This is a genomic window from Nitratidesulfovibrio sp. HK-II, from assembly GCF_003402415.2.
GTDB lineage: Bacteria > Desulfobacterota > Desulfovibrionia > Desulfovibrionales > Desulfovibrionaceae > Cupidesulfovibrio.
The window spans coordinates 2,178,077-2,194,325 of the sequence record NZ_AP036014.1 but is presented as its reverse complement, the minus strand read 5'-3'; the positions used below and the strand labels follow the sequence as shown (position 1 = coordinate 2,194,325).

At 66.7% G+C, this 16,249-nt stretch carries 12 protein-coding genes; 3 read left to right on the top strand and 9 right to left on the bottom strand.

The genetic code is table 11. The annotated features are described in order from the left end of the window. Positions 1-35 precede the first annotated feature (35 nt). Positions 36-1,844, top strand: coding sequence for an STAS domain-containing protein (locus RVX_RS08910; protein WP_116305588.1), 1,809 nt, complete (start codon positions 36-38; stop codon positions 1,842-1,844). Positions 1,845-1,975: 131 nt separating this feature from the next. On the opposite strand, the gene RVX_RS08905 is transcribed toward RVX_RS08910, so the two are convergent. The 5 genes from RVX_RS08905 to RVX_RS08885 all read right to left on the bottom strand — a co-directional run bounded on the left by RVX_RS08905 (position 1,976) and on the right by RVX_RS08885 (position 8,185). Then, positions 1,976-2,248, bottom strand: coding sequence for a hypothetical protein (locus RVX_RS08905; RefSeq protein WP_116305587.1), 273 nt, complete (start codon positions 2,246-2,248; stop codon positions 1,976-1,978). A gap of 205 nt (positions 2,249-2,453) precedes the next feature. Beyond that, the gene (locus RVX_RS08900) at positions 2,454-5,099 is read right to left on the bottom strand and encodes a TIGR03960 family B12-binding radical SAM protein (RefSeq protein ID WP_116305586.1); all 2,646 of its coding nucleotides are present in this window, start codon (positions 5,097-5,099) and stop codon (positions 2,454-2,456) included. A gap of 217 nt (positions 5,100-5,316) precedes the next feature. Next, positions 5,317-5,685 carry a hypothetical protein gene (locus tag RVX_RS08895; RefSeq protein WP_116305585.1) on the bottom strand — a complete coding sequence of 123 codons (369 nt, stop codon included), beginning with the start codon at positions 5,683-5,685 and terminating at the stop codon, positions 5,317-5,319. A 97-nt stretch (positions 5,686-5,782) separates the two neighbouring features. After that, entirely contained in the window at positions 5,783-6,991 is a 1,209-nt protein-coding gene (locus RVX_RS08890; RefSeq protein WP_116305584.1) for an MFS transporter, read from the bottom strand. Positions 6,992-7,120: 129 nt separating this feature from the next. Then, on the bottom strand, positions 7,121-8,185 hold the full coding sequence (locus tag RVX_RS08885) for a phosphotransacetylase family protein (RefSeq protein ID WP_116305583.1): 1,065 nt from the start codon (positions 8,183-8,185) through the stop codon (positions 7,121-7,123). 475 nt (positions 8,186-8,660) lie between these two features. Here RVX_RS08885 and rnc point away from each other — a divergent pair, with 475 nt between their 5' ends. After that, on the top strand, positions 8,661-9,353 hold the full coding sequence (rnc, locus tag RVX_RS08880) for a ribonuclease III (protein ID WP_116305582.1): 693 nt from the start codon (positions 8,661-8,663) through the stop codon (positions 9,351-9,353). Between the two features lie 100 nt (positions 9,354-9,453). On the opposite strand, the gene RVX_RS08875 is transcribed toward rnc, so the two are convergent. Continuing rightward, positions 9,454-10,353 (bottom strand): flagellin, encoded by a 900-nt coding sequence (locus RVX_RS08875; RefSeq protein ID WP_116305581.1) that lies wholly within the window; start codon positions 10,351-10,353, stop codon positions 9,454-9,456. Between the two features lie 301 nt (positions 10,354-10,654). Between RVX_RS08875 and RVX_RS08870 the strand changes: the two genes are divergently transcribed. After that, entirely contained in the window at positions 10,655-11,050 is a 396-nt protein-coding gene (locus tag RVX_RS08870; protein ID WP_116305580.1) for a flagellar protein FlaG, read from the top strand. A gap of 654 nt (positions 11,051-11,704) precedes the next feature. Here the strand turns inward: RVX_RS08870 and RVX_RS08865 are convergent. The 3 genes from RVX_RS08865 to RVX_RS08855 all read right to left on the bottom strand — a co-directional run bounded on the left by RVX_RS08865 (position 11,705) and on the right by RVX_RS08855 (position 16,140). Beyond that, on the bottom strand, positions 11,705-13,342 hold the full coding sequence (locus RVX_RS08865) for a flagellar hook protein FlgE (RefSeq protein WP_116305579.1): 1,638 nt from the start codon (positions 13,340-13,342) through the stop codon (positions 11,705-11,707). Between the two features lie 65 nt (positions 13,343-13,407). Then, positions 13,408-14,160, bottom strand: coding sequence for a flagellar hook assembly protein FlgD (locus RVX_RS08860; RefSeq protein ID WP_116305578.1), 753 nt, complete (start codon positions 14,158-14,160; stop codon positions 13,408-13,410). Between the two features lie 9 nt (positions 14,161-14,169). Further along, a complete protein-coding gene (locus RVX_RS08855) occupies positions 14,170-16,140 on the bottom strand; it encodes a flagellar hook-length control protein FliK (RefSeq protein WP_116305577.1) in 1,971 nt (656 codons plus the stop codon). Between the last annotated feature and the right edge of the window lie 109 nt (positions 16,141-16,249).

The window sequence follows — 16,249 nt, the reverse complement described above, 5'->3', positions numbered from 1 at the left end:
TTCGTCACGCCCCCGGGCGTACACAATACAAGGCCATGCAACGACTTCTCAAGCAATACCGCAATGACGTGCGCGACGTGCTGGCCGAGGCCGACGTGCACCTGCTGGAACTGGAAGTGGCGGGCGAACGGGCCGACCCGGAATTGCTGGGCCGCCTGTCGCGCCTGGTGCACGGGGTGCGTGGCGCGGCCGGGCTGCTGGGATTGGAGGGCGCGGGCCGGGTGGCCCGCGTGCTGGAGGCGGCATTCGAGCTTGCGCGCGACGGTTCGTTGCGCCTGACGCCCGAGGCGGTTTCCGCGCTGGGCGGCTGCATGCGCGCCTTGGCCGAGCTTTCCGGCGTGGGCGAGGCGGACGGGCAGGGTGATTCCGCCGACCCCGGAAACCTTGGCGGCGGGGTCGTCATGCTTGACGTGGCCGGAATCGCCGGTTTCGAGGACGGGGCCGACGCGCCTTCACCCCTTCGCGCTCACGGCAAGACCGGAGAGGCGGACATCCGGGCCGACAAGGCCGTAGCGCGACTTTTGCCCCTGATGGAGGATGGCTCGCCTGCCAGCCTTCGTGATGCCGCGCGCGAGTCGTTGCCCGTTTGCAACCCTGACGGCAACTGCCTGTTCTACCTGCACGGCATAGACGTGTTGCGGGCGGGGCGAGACGGGCTGTACCTGTACGTGGTGGAATTTGGCGGTACGGACGACCTGCTGCGCAAGGATTTGAGCCCGTTGGGGTTGTTGGCGTTCTTGCGCAAGAGCGGGCTTGTGCTCGACGCGCATTTCGTGCCCGGTCCAGGCGGCGAGGGGCAGGGAGTGCCCGGCTTCGGGCTGCACGTGCTGTACGCCTCTATCCTTGAGCCGGACCTGGTAAATACGGTATTTCAGGTGACCTCGAATCGGGTGCACCCCATGGACGTGGAGGGGTTGCGGCGCGGTGAGCCGGGCTGGCGACGGGCAACAGCGCGGCCCGTCCAGACCACGGATCTGGCCACTCCCATGTCGCCCGACACCGACAGCATCGACGCGCTGGTGCGCCAGTACGACATGGCCATGCGGAAAATGCGGGAGGATACCATGAACAACGGTTCCGACGACGAAGGCAAGTTTTCCGGCACGGTGGTGGCCCCCGATGCCCAAGAGCGCCGACTGGCGGAGTTGGAGGCCGAACTTGCCGCTGGCATGGACGCTCTGGCCCTTGATGACCTGGGCGATGCCGCCGACGGTGCTGCAGGTGATGCTGGTACAGTGCCGGATGGCCCGCTGGCCGCGCTGATCGGCGACATGATGCCTGCTGCGGAGGCGGCAGCCAGCGCGCACGACGGGCTTGGGGGCCTCGACCCCGACCCCGACCCCGACGCCGACCCCGACGCCGACTTGTTCGCGGACAGCGGCGACGCGCCCGACCTTTCGTACCTCGACGCCGTGCTGGCCGAGCGGCCCGGCGATGGGGTGGCTCTGGACCTTACCGGTGCGGCTGCCTCGCGTACCGTGGCCGGTTTCACCGTGCGCGCGGCCGACGCGGAATCTTCGCCCCAGGGCGGGACAAGCGGCGTGCTGGTGCTGTCCGGCGAGGTGACCATCGAACGCGGGGCCGACCTGCGCGAGGCGCTGCTGGACGTGCTGGACAATTTCGCCTCGGTGCGCATCGACATGGCGGGCGTTACGGCGGCGGACCTGACCCTGGTGCAATTGCTGCAATCGGCCTCGGTCACCGCGCGGGCGCGCGGGGTGGACCTTGCGGCCAGTGGCCCCGTGCCCGAGGCGGTGGCCGAAGCGGCCAGGCGCACCGGGCTGGATGCGGCGGGCGTGCGCCGCGTGGGGCTGGAAAAGCTGTTGCTGGGCGAGAGCCTGTAGTCCCTAAGAATATCGCTGCGTCATGTGAAACGGCGCGTTCCCCTTCGGGGGGACGCGCCGTTTTCGTGTGCTGGCCTGTACCGGTTGCCGTAATGCTGCGGCGGAAACTGCGTCCAGGGAGCGCGCAGGCGTCAGGCAGCGCAGGCGGCCACGGGGCCGTCGCAGTAGTAGTTGATGAACTGGCCGATCTGCACGCCAAGATGTACGCACTCGATGCCGTCCAGACATTTGGCCGCGTCAACGGCGTTGATGTGCGTCCACAGTTCGTTGCCGTCCTTGCGCAGGCGGACGATCCAGGCGTCCTTGCCCTCGTCGAAGGCGATGTGCAGGGAAATGCCGTGCCTGTTCAGGGCGGGGTGTATCTCGCGAATCTTGTCCGCGAGGATGGTGGCGGTGACGTTCATGGGATCCTCCCGGCGGGTGTGCCCGCCTATGGGAAAGATAGTGTCGCTTCACGTGATGGCAACCGCGTCCTGTTCCGATCATCAGGGTGAAAGGGGACAGGCATGAACGAAAAAACCGATAAATGAGCATTTTAATCGGAAATACAAAAGGAAAGGGCCGCCCCTGCTGGAGGCAGCCCCGTGAATTTCCTGGAAGTACGGTGAACTAGGCGCGGGCCACTCCGTCAAAGCGCTGGGATACCTTGAGCAGGTGCACCTCGTGGATTTCGGCCTGCGGTGTCACGGCGCGGGCCAGCGAGAGGGGCGACAGGTACAGCTCGGTCCAGTCCATGTCCAGCAGCACGCTGCCGTCGTCGCGCACCTCCACCGATCGGAACAGGGGGCGGATGTCGGTGGTGCGTTCGCCTTTCTTGGTTTCCCGCGTCCATTCCAGCGACGGGGCGGCCGCGAAGTCGCGCCAGGCTTGCAGGAACGCGGCGCGGCGTCCGTCATCCAAGCCGTAGCGCAGCTCGAAGGTTTCCCCGGCGGGCTGCGGCGCGGTGTTGCGGCCCACGGGCAGTTCCTCCACATAGGTCACACGCATGCCGCGCGGCAGGCGGCCGTCCAGGGCGCGGCGCACCTCGTCGGCGGTGCGGTATTCGCGCAGGTACACGGCCAGCCATTCCGCCCGGCTGGCCACGCCCACGGGCAGGGCGCGCCCGAACGAGAGCAGCGGCAGCGGGTGAAACCCGCGCGAGAACGCGGGCGGCAGCCCGGCCCGGCGCAGGGCGCGCTCGAACAGCGATTGCAGTTCAAGCTGGCTGAGGAACACCGCCATGTCCTCCTTGGTGTACCAGATGCGGTAATGGCCAGCCTTCAGCGCCAGTTCGTCCGAAATCTGCGGCGGCTTGTCCGTCTTTTCCGGCATGCGCACCCGGCCGTGCTCGTCCAGGGTGGGCTGGTGGGCCTGCTGGTCGCGCTGGGGCAGGTTGGTGCGGTTGGCGTAGGCGGTGACGCCGGGCAGTTTGTCCAGGCGGGATGGGGATGATTTGGTGTCGCACACTCCGCACAGGTGGCAGGCCCCGTAGCGGCAGTCGCCCGTCAGCTTCATGTCCAGCGCACGGTGGCGTTCGCGCAGCAGGAATTCGCGGCTGGCCCCGGCATCCAGGTGGTCCCAGGGCAACGGCTCGTCCTCGCCGCGTTCGCGGGTGTAGTCCGAGGGGCTAAGCCCGTGTTCGGCCATGGCGTCCAGCCACGGGGCAAGATCGAACCCTTCGATCCAACTGCTGAAGATGGCCCCCTTGCGGTAGGCGCTTTCCACCACGTCGGCCAGCCGCCGATCCCCGCGCGAGAAGATGCCCTCCAGCGCGCTCATGGAGGCTTCGTGCCAGCGCATCTTCAGGCATTTTTCCCCCTTGAAGCGGGACAGCAGGTAGCCGATGCGATCACGGATTTCTTCAAGCGACAGTTGACGCTCCCACTGGAAGGGGGTGTGCGGCTTGGGCACGAAGGGCGAGATGGCCGCCGTCACCTGCAACCGGCGAATGCCCGGCCCGGCGGCGTCGCGCACCTTGCGGCACAGGTCCACGATGGCGTCCAGGTCTTCGCGCGTTTCGGTGGGCAAGCCGATCATGAAATACAGCTTCACCTGCTGCCAGCCGTGCTCGAACAGCTTCTGCACGTGCAGCAGCAGCCCTTCCTCGGTGACGCCCTTGTTGATCACGTCGCGCAGGCGCTGGCTGCCCGCCTCCGGGGCCAGGGTGGCCCCGGTGCGGCGGATGCCCGCCATGCGGCGCATGATCTCGTCGTCGATGGAGCCCACCCGCAACGAGGGCAGCGAAACCGCCACCTGTTCTTGCGCGCAGCGGTCCACCGTGGCCAGGAACAGGTGCTTGAGGGCAGAGAAATCGCCGGTGCTCAAGGACAGGAAGGACACGTCGTCATAGCCGGTCTGACCCAGGCATTCTTCAAGCAGCGCATGAAGATTTTCGGTGGAGCGCTCGCGGGCCGGGCGGTAGATGATGCCCGCCTGGCAGAACCGGCAGCCGCGCGTGCAGCCCCGGCCGATCTCCAGCGCCAGCCGATTGTGCACCGCGCCGAAGGGCACGGCCTGGCTGGCCGGGTAGCGGGCGGTGTCCATGTCGGCCACCACGCGCCGGGCCACGCGGGTGTAGCCGGTGGCTTCAGGCAGCAGGGGGCGCGGCGGGACGCCCGGCACGTTGCGGGCGGTATCCGGCGGCACGGAACCTTTGAAGAACTCCGGCACGTACACGCCGGGAATGCGCCGGGCGTCATCCAGAAAGCGGGAGCGCGAATGTCCGGCGGCGCGGGCGGCGGCCAGCAGGTTCGTCAGTTCCACCATCACCTCTTCGCCTTCGCCCAGCACCATCAGGTCCATGAACGGGGCCAGCGGCTCGGCGGCCAGCGTACAGCCGCCGCCAGCCATGATCACTGGCCATGCGAAGAGCGAATCGTCCGTGGCGCGTTCCGCCGCGCGCAGGGGTATTCCCGCAAGATCCAGCATGTACAGCACGTTGGAATAGCACAGCTCGTGCGTGATGCTGAACCCCACGAGGTGCGTGGCCGCGAGCGGCGTGTCCGATTCCAGCGTGGCCAGCGGCACGCCGCGCTCGCGCAGCACCGCGCCCGCATCGCGGCAGGGGGTGAACACGCGCTCGGCCCACACGTCGGGCCGCTCGTTCAGGATGGCGTAGAGGATCTTCTGCCCAAGGTAGGACATGCCCACCTCGTACATGTCGGGAAAGGCCAGCGCCACGCGCAGGGTGGCGGCGTCGGGCGTCTTGTGGACGGTGCCTTCCTCGATGCCGATGTAGCGGCTGGGCTTGGGCAGCAGGGGCAGAAGTTCGCGCATGGTTCCTGGGGGGATGAAGGGTGAACGCGTGCCGGGTGGGGCGGGCCGTCAGGCGGCGCGCCGCCCCGGTGGCGTCGTGTATCGGCCCCCCCGTTATGGAGGCCGACATGAAAAGGGGGGCGGCTGCGCCACCCCCCGGAATATGCCGCTCCCGGCCGTTGCCGCGCGCCGTGCCGTGGGCATCGGTACGCTTCGGCGACCGTGGCGCTGTTGGCGCCTACTTCTTCAGCAGGTCGGAAATGCCGGAAATCTTGCCGCCAGCCGGGCCCTTGGCCAGGTTCAGGTTGCCCAGGCCGCCCCCGAGTCCGCCGGTGGACAGGGTGAGGTTGGACGTGGCTTCGAGGTACTTGGTCTTCAGTTCCTCGGGGCAGGTCTTGTATTCGTAGATGACGTGCACGCGGCTGATGGCGCCGTCGAAGCCCTGCTCGAAGGGATAGCCGTAGGGCAGCAGCATCATCTGCACCCCCTGCTGGGTGGGTACGGTCTGCAGGGCGGCAACGTCCTTGAGCGAGTCGGAGGCTTCGTCGAACTTGCCGAGCACCAGCTCGCCGTTCACGAGCTTCACCAGTCTGATATCGTAGGCCATCGGGGGTGTCTCCTTGGTGGTTGGTTCCCGGCATAGGTAGGGGCTGGGGCTGTCGCTGTCAAGCAACGGCGCGCCTCTTCGGCTTGGCGGCGAACCGTCAGCGGCGCGGCTCGGGCGGCAGCAAGCGTAGGGGGATGATGGTGGCCAGCGCCAGCACGCCCAGCAGGGCGAACCCGGCGCTGAAGGACCAGGCCTGCCCGATGGCCCCCAGCAGGGCCGGGGCCGCGCCCGTGCCCACCAGCGACGAGGCGGGCGTGGCGATGGACAGCACCGTGGGCAGGCGCGCGGCCGGGTAGCAGCGGGCCAGTTCCTTGAAAATGGCGGGAAAGATGAACGCGGTCATGCCGCCCTGCACGGTCATGCCCGCCGTGACGAGCGCGACGGACGGCGCGGCCATGCACAGCAGCGCCACGCCGGTCAGGCCGAGGCACGCGGCGATGGTGCGCCGCGCGCCCATCCGGTCGGCCACCCAGCCCCCGGCCAGGGCGGCAAAGGGGGTGACCAGGCGCGAGGCCGCCAGAAGCCCGTTGGCCGTGCCGGGCGCAAGGCCCAGGCTCTCCACCAGGTGCAGCGGCAGCACGCTGTAGGTGGCGTACTCACCGGCCACGCCAAGGCCCAGCAGCCACGCGAACAGCCAGGTCAGCGGCGAGCGCAGCGCCCCGGTGAACCCGCGCAGCGAGGGCGGTTCCGCCAGCGCCCGGCCGCCCCGCCCCACGCAGGCGAACGTGATGCCCGCCAGCATGCCCAGCGCGCCCATGCCCGCCAGCACGCCGCGCCAGTCGGTGAAGCGCAGGCCCGCCTCCGCCAGCAGCGGCACGGCCACGAAGCTGAGGTTGGGCCCCAGTTCGTGGATGGACACGGCCTTGCCCCAGTCGCGCTGGCGGGCAAGAGTGCCAAGGGTGGCCATGCCCGCCGGAAAGTACAGCCCGGCCGCAAGGCCCATGAGCACGAACATGTACCGCGCGGCGGCGTGGTCGTGCACGGCGGACATGCCCATGAGCACCGCGCCCGTGGCCATGCACGAAAAGGCCGCCATGCGCCGGGGCGCTACCCGGCTGAGCAGGAAGCCGCTGGCCGCGAGGCTGACGGTGAATCCGCAGGCCATCAGGAACAGCAGGCGGGTGGCCTGGGCATGATTGAGTCCCAGGTCCGTCTCTATGGACAGCAGCAGGGGGGCCAGCACGGCGCGCGAACCGTAGTTGACGAAGAACAGCAGCGCCACCAGCCCAACCCATGGCAGGGCTGCGGAAAAGACGGGGGCGGTGTCGGTTGCGGTTGCGGATGTTGCGGTGGTGTCGGAGGTCATGAGTGTGTCCGGTATGGTCGGGGCCGCGAAAGGGGGTGCGGTGGTATCCGCCGCCCGGCGTTGCGTGCGCGGTCGTCAAAAAAAGAGGGGGGGCCGGTCGCCCCCCCGTATCGTTCGTCTTGCGGGGCCTTACAGGCCCGCCGCTTCCTTGACGTAGGCGAAATCGATGGAGGAGCTGACGAGCTGCGCGCCCTGGCGAATCTTGATCACGTCGCGCAGCTTGTGGCGCGAGAGGATGACCTCCATCTTCTTGGCCACGGTGTACGTGTCGTCGCGCACCACCACGATGGGTATGTTCAGCACTTCCGACCGGGTGAGGATGATGTCGTTGGGGTACAGGTTGCCGGTCAGCACCAGGCACGGGCAGTTGCCCTCCAGCGCCACCAGTTGCACGTCGGACCGGTCGCCCCCCACGATGACGGCGGAATTCTTGTTCTTGCGGAAGTGGGTCATGAAGTTTTCGACCTGCATGGTGCCGATCAGGAAGTTTTCCACCACCTTGTCGGACTTGTTCTGGGCCGAGATGACCTTGCCGCCCAGCCGTTCGGCCAGGTCGCCCACCTTGATGGCCCCCATCAGCGGGTCCTTGGGGATGACGCCCACCACGCGCACGCCGTTGCGTTCCAGGAACGGCTTGATCAGCCCCTCCACTTCGTTCATGAAGTTGGCGGGAATGTCGTTCAGCACCACGCCTGCCAGGTTGTCGCCCAGGGTATCCTTGAGCACCACCAGGTAGTCGTAGTTCAGTTCCTTGTGCAGGCGGTCGATGATGATGGCCTTCAGCCCCAGTTCCTTGACCACGCGGATGCCGTCCACGTTGCAGTAACGGCCGGAATACATGCTGCCGGAACCGGCCACCACCATCACGTCGTGACGGCTGGCAAGCTGGCGGTAGGCATCGACGATGCCGGGCATGTACTCTTCGCACTGCCCGCTGAAGGCGCGCACCTTGAAATCCTGGGTGACCAGCACCGGGGTGACCAGGTTGGACGGCTCGTCCAGCCCCAGCACGTCCTGCACGAAAAAGGCGTCCTCGTCGCCCAGCACGCCGCCGCGCTCTTGCGGCATGGCCCCCACGGGCTTCATGTAGCCCACGTTGTAGCCATCCTTCTGCAGGCGCAGGCCAAGACCCATGATCACCATGTTCTTGCCGGAATACCCGGCCGTGGAACCCACGTAGATGCCCGCCGCCATAGCAGCCTCCTGTTGCTGAATCCGCGCGCATGCCCGCTGCCCACCCGCTTCCCGGCTACCTGCCTGCCTGTCCGGCTGGCTGGCGGTGGGGGTGCCCGGCTGTTTCCGCCATGCGGTCCGGGGCCGGTGCACCATGCCATGTGCTTGGTTGATTCTGCCCCGAATAACAGCTGAAAATCAAGGGACAACTGCGATTTCGTGGCTGTTCGCTCGCTCAGGCCGTGACCGGAGTGCGTCAAGGGTGCGTCAGTATCCATTCCGGGCGACGTTGCCGGGCACTCATTGGCGTGTCCGGGCGGGCGGTGGAAACGGCGGTCGCGGGCGCACCATGCCCGCCGGAAATTTGACAAGAGGGGCTGCGCGGCGCGGGCGGCCTTGCACAATGGGGGCGGTGCCGGTATCGTTCCCGGCCATGACCGGAACGCCGGGCGGCAAAAGCTGCCGGGCGGCACCCTTAAGGAGCGACCACCACCCCATGTTCGAGAATCTGCAAACCGCCATCCACTATGCCTTCACAGACGCCGGGCTCCTGACCACGGCCATGACCCACAGTTCGTGGGCCAACGAGCAGCAGGACCACGTGGAGCACAACGAACGCCTGGAATTCCTGGGCGACGCCGTGCTTGAACTGTGTGTGTCGGAAGAACTGTTCGTCCGCTTTCCCGCCGCCCGCGAGGGCGACCTGACCCGCATGCGGGCGCGGCTTGTGAGCAAGCCGGCGCTGGCCGAACTTGCGCGCGAACTGAAGCTGGAGCAGTTTCTGCGGCTGGGCAGGGGGGAAGAAAGCCAGGGGGGGCGCGAACGCAGTTCGTTGCTGTCGGATGCGCTGGAGGCCATGCTGGGCGCGGTGTTTCTGGATGGGGGATACGAGCGGGCGAGGGCCGTGGTGCGGCACATTCTGGCCAACCGCTGGCCTTGCGCCGCCGATGGCAAGCGCAGCAAGGACTACAAGAGCCGCCTGCAGGAACTGACGCAGAGCCTGTTCCGCGAGCGCCCGGTGTACGTCCTGATGGGCAGCAGCGGTCCGGAGCATGAGAAGCGCTTCGAGGTGCGGCTGACGCTGCCGGACGCCACCGTGTTCACGGCCATCGGTCCCAGCGTCAAAAGGGCCGAGCAACTGGCGGCCGGACTTGCGCTGAAGGACCTGGAGTCACGCAGCGAGGGCTGAGATGGAGACAATGACCGGGGAGGCCGTTCCCCCCCGGTCCTGTTGTCTTTGGTCAACCTTCGCCAACTGATGCGCGGCGTTACGCCGTGGGCGCGGTCTGCTAGCCGCCACCGATGAGCTGCATCGCCATCTGCGGCAGCGAGTTGGCCTGCGAAAGCATGGCCACGGCGGACTGGGTGAGAATCTGGTTGCGCACGAATTCGGTCATTTCCTCGGCCACGTCCACGTCGGAAATGCGCGACTCGGAAGCCTGCAGGTTTTCCGCCTGAATGGTCATGTTGCTGATGGTGTTCTCCAGGCGGTTCTGCAGGGCGCCGAGCGCCGCGCGGATCTTGTCCTTGGAGATGATGGCCTGGTCGAGGGCGGTCAGCGCCTGCTGGGCGGCCGACTGGGTGGAGATGGTGTAGCCCCCGGCAGCCACGCCCATGGCGGACGCGTTGCCGATGCCGAGCTGCGACGCCGTGGCCCCGCCGATCTTGATGTAGTAGTAGTCTTCGCTCGAATCGTTGCCGGTGCCGAAGTGGATCTTCAGTTCGCCGGTCTGCGTCAGCCCCGAACCGTCGTGGGTGCCCGACAGGGTGCCGTCCAGCAGGTGGATGCCGTTGAAGTCCGTGGCGTTGGCGATACGGGTGATTTCCGAGGCCATGGCCTGGTATTCGGATTCGATCATCAGGCGCTGGTCGGAGTTGTACGTGCCCGTGGCCGCCTGTTCGGCCAGTTCCTTCATGCGGATGAGCTTTTCGTCGATGATCTGCAGCGCGCCGTCGGCGGTCTGGATCATCGAGATGGCGTCGTTGGCGTTGCGGATGCCTTGACGCATGGTGGAAATATCGGCCCGCATAAGTTCGCGAATGGCGAGGCCCGCGGCGTCGTCCGCAGCGGTGCCGACGCGCAGACCCGAGGAAAGGCGGCGGGTGGACGTTGCCAGGCGGCCGTAGCTCTCGTTCAGGTTACGAGTGGCGTTCAGCGCCATCATGTTGTGATTGATGACCAAAGACATGGGGTGAACCTCCTTCGGGTTGTCTGGCCAACATTAAGCAATGTTGGTGCCAACACATTTTTTGCAAAGAAAGGTAAAGCGTTAGCAAAACTCTAGACAGCCCATGCCCGGTTGCCGACGCACCCATGCCAAAATTTTCCCAGGGCTTGCGGCGTGCTGCGCGGGGCGGGGGCGGGGCGGCGGAATTTTTTGCACGCCCATCGCGCGGGATTTGCCGTGCCCTAATCGGGCGGCGGAATCTGCCGATAAGAGGTGTGAGACGATGTTTCCGGGGGAGGCAATGTCGCCTCGAGGAGGAACCATGATGCTGCTGGAAGAAATCCAGACGGTAGCGGCAGGTTCTTCCGCGGGATCGGATAGCAAGCGCCCCCCGGCACGCGGCTTGGCCGCCGCATCTTCATCCGCCACTTCTCCTTCTCTCGCGGAATGGCTGCCGACCGGGGACGAACGATCCGCGGAAGCGGAAACCGTGAACATGCAACAGCTTGAAAGCTCGCTGAACGATCTTTCCCGCACCCTTGAAGCCAAGGGTGCATCGCTGAAGTTCGAGATCGTGAGCGAGCAGGGCGTGGTGCAGGTTGAGGTTTCCGAAAAGAACAGCAACAAGGTGCTCATGCGCATTCCCCCCGAAGGGGTGCTGCGCGTCGGCAAGGACGGTGGCATGACCATCGGCGGGCTGCTCAACCGGCAGTTCTAGGGTGCGGCGGCGGATGCCCGTCCGCCGCCGCGCGGCCCTGCGTTCTTTGCCCCCGCGTGCAGCCCGAGGCAGCCGAAGCCTTGTCGGGCAGGTTGACTCCGGCCAGTTCCGGCAATTCCGGCTGGTTGCCGCTGGCCCCGTCTGCCCTCGCGGCTGCCGACAGGAGCCGGTGCTCCCGGTCCTGCGGTTTCAGGCGTGGGGGCAACGCCGCGCCAGTGCCACCAGGACATGCGGTGGCGGTGGGCAGCACGTGCCTTTCGCGATTTTTCGTGCCGCAATTATTGTTTGATTGCGCACTTGATCTGGTCGCCCGTCACGACGTCTCTCTGCCCGGGCGGCATGCCACTGCCGCGCCGCGCTCCCCCTCACACCCCCCTCACGCCCCCGTCACGCTTCGCCGCGAGACGTTTCGCAGCGGCCGGCCAAAATGCCCCGGCATTCCATCCATACCGGGACGTCGTGCAGCTCCTTTTCCAGCCAGGTCACTCCACTTCCGCGACGCCCTTCACCGGCCCGGCTCCAATGCGCAACATCCCGGCCTGCCCCTAAAAGGGCAGGCCGGGATGTTGCGCGGGACACGCCGGGGCGCGTTCCCGCCGACACGGTGCGGACGCGGGTTCGGGCCCGCGTCCGCCGGTCGATCATGATCCGCCGCTAACGCTTCATGTTCACGACGGTTTCAAGCATGGTGTCGGTGGTGGTGATGACCTTGCTGTTCGACTGGAAGCCGCGCTGCGTGGTGATCATCTGCACGAACTCGCGGGCAAGGTCGACGTTGGACTGTTCCAGCGAGTTGGAGTTGATGGAACCGTACCCGTTGGCGTTGGCCGGACCCGCCAGCGCATCGCCCGAAGCCCGCGTTTCCGAGAACAGGTTGCCCCCTTCGCGCCGCAGGTTGGTGGGGCTGGTGAAGTCGTACAGGGTGACCTGGTACAGGTCGAGGATGACGCCGTTGGAGTACCGGCCATGCACCACGCCGTCCTGGTCCACGGTGATGTTCTGCAGGAAGCCGAAGGTGTAGCCGTCCTGCTTCTGGAAGATCATGGACGACGAGCCGCCATAGCTGGTCATGGCCGTGGACTGCCGTTCGGCCTGCGCGCCCAGGCCGCCGAGGTTGCTGGCGTTGCTGCCGATGGCGGCGGCGCTGGCGGGCGCACTGGCCCACGTGTTGCTCAGGTTCTTCAGGCCGAAGTTCAGTTCCATCAGGTACGGTTCGGCCTCGTCAGACGCGGTGGGCGTGGTGTAGCTGGCGTTGGAGACGCCGGAGAAGTTGGCCACGAACAGGGGGTAGCCGTTGCTGGAGAAGGTGGTGGGCTGCCAGTTGTTCAGGTCCTTCAGGCTGCCGGTGGCGCCGCTGGCGATGGTGAAGGCCGTCATGTCCGTCAGCTGCCCGGCGGTGTCGAAGGTGAGCGTGCCGGTCATCAGGATGCCTGCCGCCGAGGTGCCCGCGAAGTTCAGGCCGTTGACCGAGCGCAGGTCGTCCGAGGGATTCATGGTGACCATGTATTCCCAGTACCGCTTGCCGCTGGCGGCGTTGTTCACGGTGTCCGAGGCTACCTGGTCGAAGTAGATGGTCAGTTCGTGGGCGGTGCCGCCCTCGTCGTACACCTTGACGGTGGTCTGGTAGGCGAAGCGGCTGTCGGACAGCGGGGTGTCGGCCGAGCCGTCCCAGTTGTTGAAAATGGACATGAACGGATCGGTGGCGTTGACCGACTTGTCGCCGCCGTCGCGCGCGTCGAGGTTGTGCGCCGAGGTGATGGTGGACGTGTGCTGGGGTTCGCAGGTGAAACCGTCCAGCTTGATGTCCTTGGGCGAACCCGCGCCCTTGATCTGCGAGGTGGTGGACGTCACCTGAGCGGTGGAGGTGGACAGCGAGGGGCGAGCCCGCTCGATTTCCCACCCCTGCAGCACGTAACCGTGCGGATCGACCAGGTAGCCGTCGTTATCGAAGCGGAAGTTGCCCGCGCGGGTGTAGTACGCGGTTTCCTGCCCCTTGGGCCGGACCTGGAAGAACCCCTTGCCGCCGATGGCAAGGTCCGTGGCGTCGTTGGTGGTTTCAAAGGCGCCCTGGCTGAAGTCGCCGAAGACCGCGCCGATGGACACGCCACGGCCCACCTGGCTGACCCCGGCCGCGCTGTAGACATCCTGGTTGATGAAGTCCTGGAAGTCCATGCGCGAGCCCTTGAAGCCCACGGTGTTGACGTTGGCGATGTTGTTGCCGAGAACGTTCATCTTCTCGCCGTGGGCCAGCAGTCCCGAAACGCCGGTCCACATACTTGCCGTGACACTCATGATCGACCTCCTGTGTACATAGCACCCGCAAGGGGTGTTGTGTGCGTGCTCTTGTTCCGCGGGGGCTAGCTGCCGCTGCCCGCTCCGCTGCCGGAATCATCGTCCGTGCTGTCGGAATCGTCTTCCGTGTCGTCGCCCGTGTTGTTGGGCGCGACGATCTGGGTAACGTTCGAGAAGGCGAGGTGGCGACCGTCGGCCAGGCTCAGGTAGGGTTCACCGTCCACGTTGATCACGCCGTTGACCGTGCCGGTGACCTGCGTGGTGATGTAGACGGCCTTGCCGTCCGTGCCTTCTCCGTACATGGCCACCGCGTACACGCCGTCGGCCACGCTGTTGCCCTGGTAGTCCTTGCCGTCCCACTGGTACGAGTAGGTGCCAGCCTGCTTCGCGCCCATGAGTTCGGTGCGCACCAGGTTCATTTCGCTGTCGTAGATATTGATGTAGCCGCTGGTCACCTCGGCCTGCGGCGTGAAGAACACCGTGCTGACCGTGCCCGAGGCCTTGCTGACCTCGTAGCCGCTGGCGGTCACTTCCTTGCCGATGTAGCTGACGGCGGCGGCCATTTGCTGCTGCTTGGCGTTTTCGTTCAGGCTGGTGATGCCGGTGTTGATGTTCGTCAGCTGTTCAAGGCTGGTGAACTGCGCCAACTGGGCGACGAATTCCTTGTCGTCCATGGGGTTCAGCGGGTCCTGATGGCTCAGCTGGGCCACGAGAAGGTTCAGGAACGCCTGCTTGTCCAACTCGTCGTTCTTGGTCTTGGCGCCAAGGTAGTTGCCGAAGTCCTGCTCGGCCTGGCCGAGTACGGGGCTGGTTGCCATGATGGACTCCTATGCGATGATGTCGAGCCCGGAGGCGGCAAGAGTTGCCGGACGTTCGCCGGTGATGCCGGAGGCGTCTGCCGTAGGCTGGCCGGTGTCGTCGTCGCCTTCGCGCATGCGGCGCAGACGGCGGAAGCGCTCGCGCTCGGCGCTGCGGGCCTGCTGTTCCTGCCCGGCGTTGTGCTGGGCGGCGTCCTGCCAGGCCTGGGAGAAGGAGTTGTCCTGCAACTGGGTTTGCACTTCCAGCCGGTCCACCTTCAGCCCCTGCTGCTCCAGGGCGGTGCGCAGCACGTGCAACTGGTCGTTGATGGCCTGGGCCGTCTCGGTGCGGTCGGGGCGGATGGTGGCGTTTACCTCGCCGTTGCGCACGGAGAGCGTCACCGTCACGTTGCCCAGTTCACCGGGGTCGAGCCGCATGGTCAGCTGGCGGGTGCCGTCCTGCATGGAGGTAAGGATGCCCCGCTCAAGCTGGGCCGCCGCCTGTTCGGAAAGATAGGGGGTCAGTGCCTGGCCTTGGCGTTGTGCCGCGCTTGCCGCATTGGCCGCGCTGGCCGAGGCGTCCGCAGCCATGCTCTGCGCCGCTCCGCTGAAGGAGGGGCTGACGTCGATCTTGCGCAGCAGTTCCGCCCACGGGTCGCTGGCGGCGCTCGAAGAGGAACGGCCGTGCTGGTCCTGCCAGGCGGAGCCCTTGCCGTCGCCCGACTGGCCGGACTGGCCGGACTGGCCTGCCTGTCCGCTCTGCTTGTCGAGTCCGAAGGCTTGCGCGGCCGCCGTGCCCTGATTCGCCTGATTCGCCTGAACCTGCTTTCCAGCCTGCGGGGTGTTGCTGGCGGAAAGGTTCTGCTGCAAGGCTGCCGCGTTCTGCCCGGCCTGGGTGTCGTGAGCGGTTTGGGCGGAGCGGGGATCGGCCAGCGGGCCGGTATGCTCGTGCGAAGTGCCGCCAGTGCGCATCAGGCCGGACTGCCGGACCTTGCCCGCGTTGGCGGAGCCTTCGTCGCGGCGTTCCGCGTCAAGCGCCGGGGCCACGCCGGTGCCGTTGGCCTTGCCGGTGGCGGCTTCGCGAATCAGCACCTCGCTGCGCTGGGCGGCGCGGTCGCCGCGACGGTCCGACTGCTTGATGCGGTCGGCGGATTTCTTGGCCGCCTGCAACACCGGGTCGAGAGCGCTGCCCAGCGCCGAGGCCAGGTTGCGGTCTGCCTGCTCGCGCGCGGCCATTTCCTGCCCGGCGGGCACCAGTACGGCCTTCAGCCCGGCGGCGGTGGTGGAAATTTCCGTCTGCCCGCCGAACAGCTTCTGCATGGCGGCCAGCACTTCGGGCGACAGCTTGAGTCCCTTGGCCATGGCCTCCAGTTCCGAGGCGTTGACGTCGATGACGTCGCCGTCGGTCTTCTCGGTCAGCTTGGCGCTGACGGCCTTCCACACGGCGTCGGTGTTGCCCGCGTCCATCTGGGCGAGCATGCCGTCCGCTTCTTCGGGCTGCATGCCGAGCTTCTGCAGGAACTGCTTGGCGTCCAGACGCTGATTGCCGTTCAGGGCGGTGGTGGCCGTGCCGTCCGCGTCCAGATTGGCGTAGGGGCCGTCCTTGCGCAGGGCCGAGATGACCTGGCCGAGCGAGTAGGTGCCGGGGGTGGAAGCCATCTGGGTGAGGCGCTCCAGCCGGTCGGGCGAGACGCCGCTCTTTTCCAGCTGGTTCCGCAGCGAAATGACGTCCTGGTAGGAAAGGCTGATCTGCCCCGGCGCGGTCAGCACGCCGCCATCCTCGCCCCTGCGCACCTTGCCCTTGGCTTCCGTGGCGGCGCTGGCGGCCGCCGTGCGGAGGGCGGTGCCGCCCGCTCCGGACCCTGCTCCGAACAGGGAGCGCGGGCTCGCCTTTTCCGCGAGCACGGAAGCGAAGTCGAGGGTGCTTGCAGTGACCTTGGAGCGCCGCGTCACGTCGGACGGCGCCTTTTCGGTCTCGGTAAGGAAGGGAAAAATGTGCATGCCGGGGCTCCTTGCAGCCATTGAATTACAAGGACCGTTCCAAAACTTTACGTTATGTGATTCCAGTTGGTTGCGAGCCGTAAGGCAGGCGTGCCCGGCAATGCGTGCC

What these genes read in the sequence shown, in the direction of transcription:
- RVX_RS08910 (WP_116305588.1), top strand. Translation starts at nt 36, where the DNA reads ATGCAACGACTTCTCAAGCAATACCGCAATGACGTGCGCGACGTGCTG.
- RVX_RS08905 (WP_116305587.1), bottom strand. Translation starts at nt 2,248, where the DNA reads ATGAACGTCACCGCCACCATCCTCGCGGACAAGATTCGCGAGATACAC.
- RVX_RS08900 (WP_116305586.1), bottom strand. Translation starts at nt 5,099, where the DNA reads ATGCGCGAACTTCTGCCCCTGCTGCCCAAGCCCAGCCGCTACATCGGC.
- RVX_RS08895 (WP_116305585.1), bottom strand. Translation starts at nt 5,685, where the DNA reads ATGGCCTACGATATCAGACTGGTGAAGCTCGTGAACGGCGAGCTGGTG.
- RVX_RS08890 (WP_116305584.1), bottom strand. Translation starts at nt 6,991, where the DNA reads ATGACCTCCGACACCACCGCAACATCCGCAACCGCAACCGACACCGCC.
- RVX_RS08885 (WP_116305583.1), bottom strand. Translation starts at nt 8,185, where the DNA reads ATGGCGGCGGGCATCTACGTGGGTTCCACGGCCGGGTATTCCGGCAAG.
- rnc (WP_116305582.1), top strand. Translation starts at nt 8,661, where the DNA reads ATGTTCGAGAATCTGCAAACCGCCATCCACTATGCCTTCACAGACGCC.
- RVX_RS08875 (WP_116305581.1), bottom strand. Translation starts at nt 10,353, where the DNA reads ATGTCTTTGGTCATCAATCACAACATGATGGCGCTGAACGCCACTCGT.
- RVX_RS08870 (WP_116305580.1), top strand. Translation starts at nt 10,655, where the DNA reads ATGATGCTGCTGGAAGAAATCCAGACGGTAGCGGCAGGTTCTTCCGCG.
- RVX_RS08865 (WP_116305579.1), bottom strand. Translation starts at nt 13,342, where the DNA reads ATGAGTGTCACGGCAAGTATGTGGACCGGCGTTTCGGGACTGCTGGCC.
- RVX_RS08860 (WP_116305578.1), bottom strand. Translation starts at nt 14,160, where the DNA reads ATGGCAACCAGCCCCGTACTCGGCCAGGCCGAGCAGGACTTCGGCAAC.
- RVX_RS08855 (WP_116305577.1), bottom strand. Translation starts at nt 16,140, where the DNA reads ATGCACATTTTTCCCTTCCTTACCGAGACCGAAAAGGCGCCGTCCGAC.